This window comes from Massilia sp. DD77 (assembly GCF_036961685.1).
Lineage (GTDB): Bacteria > Pseudomonadota > Gammaproteobacteria > Burkholderiales > Burkholderiaceae_D > Telluria.
In genome coordinates this window covers 1-3995 of sequence record NZ_JBAMDH010000085.1, presented here as the reverse complement: position 1 = coordinate 3995, position 3995 = coordinate 1, and the positions used below count along the sequence as shown (strand labels likewise).

At 62.6% G+C, this 3995-nt stretch carries 5 protein-coding genes; 1 reads left to right on the top strand and 4 read right to left on the bottom strand.

The window, feature by feature from the left end:
- Positions 1–289 precede the first annotated feature (289 nt).
- The 3 genes from V7778_RS25040 to V7778_RS25035 form a co-directional block, all read right to left on the bottom strand.
- Positions 290–1540, bottom strand: coding sequence for a mechanosensitive ion channel family protein (locus V7778_RS25040; protein ID WP_335560340.1), 1251 nt, complete (start codon positions 1538–1540; stop codon positions 290–292).
- A 58-nt stretch (positions 1541–1598) separates the two neighbouring features.
- Complete coding sequence (locus V7778_RS25195; protein ID WP_442920760.1) at positions 1599–1715, bottom strand: hypothetical protein; 117 nt, start codon at positions 1713–1715, stop codon at positions 1599–1601.
- A gap of 62 nt (positions 1716–1777) precedes the next feature.
- Positions 1778–2830, bottom strand: coding sequence for an AI-2E family transporter (locus V7778_RS25035; protein WP_335560338.1), 1053 nt, complete (start codon positions 2828–2830; stop codon positions 1778–1780).
- Positions 2831–3069: 239 nt separating this feature from the next.
- Here V7778_RS25035 and V7778_RS25030 point away from each other — a divergent pair, with 239 nt between their 5' ends.
- The gene (locus V7778_RS25030; RefSeq protein ID WP_335560337.1) at positions 3070–3603 is read left to right on the top strand and encodes a DUF421 domain-containing protein; all 534 of its coding nucleotides are present in this window, start codon (positions 3070–3072) and stop codon (positions 3601–3603) included.
- 242 nt (positions 3604–3845) lie between these two features.
- Here V7778_RS25030 and V7778_RS25025 read toward each other — a convergent pair.
- A partial coding sequence (locus V7778_RS25025) for an integrase core domain-containing protein (RefSeq protein WP_335560342.1) occupies positions 3846–3995 on the bottom strand: 150 nt, incomplete at its 5' end.

Sequence of the window (3995 nt, the reverse complement as noted above, 5' to 3'; positions counted from 1 at the left end):
TGCTATGACTGGCTCGCCCAGAACTGCCTTGCGCCGCCATCGTTGCCGATCCTCCACCGTGCCGAGCACGCATCATAGGCGCCACCGCGTCGTTCTGGTGTCACCGTGTTTAAGCTGGGCGATACCGTCGGCTTGACCGTCAAGCATCTTCGCGAACGCACATGCACGATTACCCGAATGAACACCAAAACCTACTCTTTGTACTGCGATGGTGGATAGTGGCGGGTGTCGCGAGGCTTGCTGCGTGAGGTCATTGATATCTGAAAACCAGCAATGGCCACCGCGCTAGCTAACCGCCTCGCGCTGCGGGCTTTGCGGAAGCTGGCGGCACCAGCTCCACGCTCAGCGTCGGCGACGGCAGGGGAATGCCGGCGGCGCGCAGCTGGTCGATGGCCGCCAGCCTGACCCGCGAAGCCGTGGCCACGAAGTCGGAACGCCGCGAATCGGTCCAGAAGCGCAGTTCCAGCACCACCGCGTCCTTCTCGAACTGCAGCACCCGGACCGCGGGCGCAGGTTCGGGCAACACTTCGTCAACCGTTGCGGCGGCTTCTAGCAGCACCGCGCAGCAGCGCGGCAGCTCGGTGTCGTAATCCATGTAGATGCGCAGCGCCGCCCGCCGCACCGGGCTGGCGGTATTGTTCGTGACGCGCGACGTGAAGGTTTCCGCATTCGGCACCGAGACCACCCTGCCGTCATAGGTCCGGATCAGGGTCGCGCGCAACTCGATCCGTTCCACGCTGCCCTCGGTTTCGCCGATGATGATCTGGTCGCCCAGCTGGAAGGGCCGCAGGATCAGGATCAATAGCCCGCTGACGAAATTGGACAGGATGTCCTTCAGGGCGAAGCCGAGCGCGATGCTGGTCAGGCCCAAGCCGGTCGCGACGTCTTCCGGCTCGATGCCGAAGGCGCCCGCCGCGACCATCAGGCCGAGCGCCCACACGGCATAGTAACCCACCTGCTTGATCAGGTTCTCGGCGGTCAGGTCGGACAGGAACTGGCGGAACACCCGCCGCATGGTCCAGCGCACCAGCCGGGCCAGCATCCAGAAGGCGAACAACACCAGGATGGCGGCCAGCGCGCGCGGAATCACCACGACGGCCGATTCCAGCAGGCGCGCGAAGGCGGTCTCGATGCTCGACTGGACCTCGGTGACGAAGCGGCTGCCGGCGGAGGCGCGCCGTTCGGCGCCGCGCGCCAGTGCGCGTTCGATGATGCCGGCCCATTGCCGGGCCAGGTCGCGGGCCGGAAGGCCGGCATCCTCCGCATCCTCGATGCCGACCGTGACGATCGGCCGGCCCGCCACGGTGACGAGGTAGCTTCCGGGCGGCGATGACGCGGGGAGGACGCTGACGCTGCGCTGCCGGCTGGGCGCTTCGAGCAGCGCACCGAGTCTTTCCTCGATCGCCCGGGCGCGGGCGCGCGCGGGCTGGCCGGCCGCATCCCCGACCACGAACAGGACGCGCCCGTCGAGCAGGACCGTCGCACGCGTACTTTGCGCCCCCGCCCCAAGGGGGAAGCAGCACAGCCAGGCGGCCAGCAACGCCAGCCACGGCGCCCGCCGCGGTGCCTGCCATGCCCCTTGCGCCGGCGGCACCGGCTTAGAAGATGAGACTGAACACGCCGCTCACGACGAGCAGGCCGATGACAAAGATGATGATGACCGCCCACAGGATGAATTTCATCATGATGCTCTCCTTGAAATTACATTTGGACAAATACGATCGCATCCTTGCCGATTACCCGACGCATGCTTGCCAGAGGGTTGTTGTCGGGGCCTTCAGCCGGGCGCTTCCTCCGCCCGCCCGCTGCATTTGTGAAGCACGTCTTCCACATACCACATCTTCACCATCACCATGGCTGCCGCGGTGAGCGGCGTGGCGAAGATGACGCCGGCCACCCCCGCCACGACGCCGAACAGCACCTGCATCGTCAACAGCAGCGCCGGCGGCATGTCCGCGAAGCGTTGCTGAAGAAAAGGCGTCAATCCATAGCTTTCGACCGCCTGGATGGCGGCGTACAAGGCAAGCACATACAATGCCTTGTCAGGGCTTTCAGCAAGTGCGATCAGGGCGGCGGGGATGACCGAGAGGATGGGCCCGAAGTTCGGGATAAAGGACAGCAAAGCCGCGATCAGGCCCAGGATCAGTGCCAGGTCGATGCCGAGCAGCATGAGACCGACGGTGGTCAGGATGCCGATCACGGCCATCGATGCCAGCTTGGCGAGCAGCCAGTTGCCGAGCATGGCCCCGGTAGCGCGCAATACTTCGTGCGCGCGTTCCTGGCGAACGCTCGGCACCAGCAGCAGCAGGCCACGAATGTACAGCGCGGGCTGCAGCGCCAGGAACAGGCCGACGAACAGCGCAAAGGCAGCGTTACCGAACATTCCGAGCGTGGACGAAAAGAACCTGGCGGCATACTGCGCTGCGGATGAATCGTCCGGAACCAGCGCGCGCAGCTGGTTCGTGCTGTCCCATGCGCGCGCAACCAGCTCGTATTCCAGTAGCTGGTCGCGCAGCCGTTCGGCGGCCCGCGGTAGCCGCTCGGACAACTTGCCGATCTGGTCACTGATGTCGGGCGCTGCCGCCCACGCTCCCAGTACTAGGGCCAGCAGGGGCAGCAGGATAGCCCCGGCCAGGGCCAGCTTTTCGTTGATCCGGGTGCGCTGGTGGATCCAGTGCGAGGTCTTGGAGAACAGGATTGCAATGAGGATGCCGCCGAACAGCATCAGGAGGACATCGGCCGTCGCATGGACGAACAGCAGGAACACCACGACCAGCGCATAGACGACTGCTTTGACGAGGGCGGCATGCGCCACTGACTTGCTTTCCAATTCAGCTCCTTCTTCAAGAAGTCAGGCCGGCGGTGGACAGGCGATGAGCAGCTACGCCTGCGATTCTAGACGACTCAGCGCCGGGGCGGCGCTTGGCTATTGGACGGCCTGCCGTTCGCGCCTGGGGTAACATGGGCTCGTTACCATAGGGACAGGCAGCGGGACTGGCAGGCGTGGGCCCGGCTTCCCTACGCAGTGCTGCCATTTCCTTCCGTTCCGTGAACCTGGACAGCGCCTATATGCTCGACCTGGACTGGACATCGCTTTTCAGTTTTACCGTATCGCCCGTTGAACTCTTCGTGCGCGGCACATTGACGTATTTCTTCCTGTTCTGCATGTTCAGGTTCGTGGTCCGGCGCGACATCGGCGCCCTCGGCATTTCCGACCTGCTGGTTCTGGTGATTATTGCGGATGCATCGCAAAACGCCATGGCCGGCGGCTACAAGTCGATACTGGACGGCTTTTTCCTTATTGGCGTGATCATCGGCTGGAGCTATGCGTTCAACTACCTGAGTTTCCGCTTTCTCCTGTTCCGCAGGTTCGTCCTGCCCATGCCCCTTTGCATCGTCAAGGACGGCGTCAGGCAGGAGAAGAACCTGAAGCGTGAACTCATCTCCGATGAAGAGCTTGCGGAAATGCTGCGTGAACACGAGATCGAAGACATTGCAGAGGTCAAGCGCGCCTACCTGGAACCGGATGGTCAGGTAACGATTATCCGCAAGCGCAAGCCGACGACGCCGAAAAAACCGACCGAAAGGCGCGCCGGGCCTTAACTGCCATTAAGGTAATGGCAATATTAAGTTCGGCGCTGGCGTCACGTTTACGTTGAACTTAACGCTTGTAATGCTGGGATCGGATGCCCGAATTCATGAACGTACGGCTGCACGAGAAGAAGCTGAACTATAGGTCGTCGCCTTGGCATGCCGCGATACAAGCTAGAAGTAGCGCTCGCGGACCTGTGTGGGTACCAGACAGAGGTAGTCCCCCCATTTTTAGAGCACGCTAAAAGTAGAGGTTAAGCGGCCAGTGCCAATTTCTGTTTTGGCGTGATACCGCCGAGTGCCATGTTGGGCCGGTCGTGATTGTAGGTCCACAGCCAGTTGGTGGCAAATTCCTGAATCTCATCGAGGGTTTCAAACAGATGATGGGCGAGACAGTCATAGCG